Source organism: Serratia sp. 506_PEND, from assembly GCF_001076875.1.
Lineage (GTDB): Bacteria > Pseudomonadota > Gammaproteobacteria > Enterobacterales > Enterobacteriaceae > Serratia > Serratia marcescens.
This window is the reverse complement of the sequence record NZ_JVEL01000414.1, coordinates 141-757: the sequence shown is the minus strand read 5'-3', so window position 1 is coordinate 757 and position 617 is coordinate 141. Positions and strand designations below refer to the sequence as shown.

The following is a 617-nucleotide window of genomic DNA, read 5'->3' as shown; positions in this document are numbered from 1 at the left end:
CAGATTGTGCGCGCTATCAGCACCTACACCACCAGTGCCGACGGTGCCACCGACCCGTCACTGCTGGACATTACCAGCATTCGCTCGCTGGATTATGTACGCCTGGCGATCGATACCCGTATCGAGCTGCGCTTCCCGCGCCAGAAGAACACGCCGCGCGTGGGCCGGGCTGTGCGCTCGGAAATCCTCAACGTGCTGTATCAGCTTGAAGATATGGAGATTGTGGAGAACGTCGACCAGTACAAGGCGGGCGTCCTCGTGCAGAACAGCGAGCAAGACAGCGGCCGTCTGAACTGTGTCATTCCGACCAACATCGTCAGCGGTCTGCATGTGATTGCATCTCGCATCGACATGATCCTCTAAGGAGTCACAATGGCAATTCCATACATGGGGGCGGTGGTCCTCGAAGTGAACGGCCGCGAGGTCGAGGTGACGGAGTTCAACGTCAACAACAACACCGGCCGCAAGCTGGTCAAGACCATGAACTCCACCGGGCGCGCTAAGGGCTACTGCTCTGGCATTGAGACTTTCGAGCTGTCGCTGACGGTGGCAATGCCGCTGGGCGACACCTCTATCGACTGGGAGAACGTCGTCGGGGCCAAGCTGACCCAGTACCC

The 617-nt window shown here is 59.2% G+C and carries 2 protein-coding genes; both read left to right on the top strand.

Annotated features, from left to right (window positions below):
• The coding region (locus ADK28_RS15525) for a phage tail sheath C-terminal domain-containing protein (protein WP_048796034.1) at window positions 1-363 on the top strand (363 nt) is incomplete at its 5' end.
• A gap of 9 nt (window positions 364-372) precedes the next feature.
• The coding region (locus ADK28_RS15520; RefSeq protein ID WP_048796428.1) for a hypothetical protein at window positions 373-617 on the top strand (245 nt) is incomplete at its 3' end.